The sequence below is a fragment of the Streptomyces sp. NRRL B-24572 genome (genome assembly GCF_002156145.1).
In the GTDB taxonomy this organism is placed as follows: domain Bacteria; phylum Actinomycetota; class Actinomycetes; order Streptomycetales; family Streptomycetaceae; genus Streptomyces; species Streptomyces vietnamensis.
Genome location: NZ_MWIG01000160.1, coordinates 1 through 540, shown reverse-complemented (window position 1 = coordinate 540; position 540 = coordinate 1). Strand labels below are relative to the sequence as shown.

The following is a 540-nucleotide window of genomic DNA, read 5'->3' as shown; positions in this document are numbered from 1 at the left end:
GGAGTGCTCGACGATGGCGCGATCGGATCGCTTACGCCGCAACGGGTTTCCTCGGTCCTGGCGCCCAAGGTCGACGGTGCGTGGAACCTGCACGAGCTGACCCGCGAGCGCGAGCTGTCCGCGTTCGTGCTGTTCTCCTCGTCGGCGGGTCTGATGGGCGGCCCCGGGCAGGCCAACTACGCGGCGGCCAACTCCTTCCTGGACGCCCTGGCCCGCCACCGCCAGGCCCAGGGCCTCGCCGCCACCTCGCTGGCCTGGGGCCTGTGGGCCGAGGCCAGCGGGATGACCGGTGAGCGGCGCCAGGTCGAGCTGCATGGGCAAGAGGCATTCCGCGCCCACCTCCTGGGCGGCCTGCGGTACGCCACCGGCCAGGTGAAGGCCGACTGCAAGCCGGACAAGGGCTACCGGAAGATCTTCAACGGCCGGACCCTGGACGGCTGGAAGCAGGCCGGGCCCGGGAAGTTCGGCATCAAGGACGGCACCCTGGAGTCCGAGGGCGGCATGGGCCTGCTCTGGTACCAGGCCAAGGAGCTGACGTCG

Annotated in this window: 1 protein-coding gene; it reads left to right on the top strand. The window is 71.1% G+C overall.

The annotated features are described in order from the left end of the window. A partial coding sequence (locus tag CCN56_RS44370; RefSeq protein ID WP_256961894.1) for a KR domain-containing protein occupies positions 1-540 on the top strand: 540 nt, incomplete at both ends.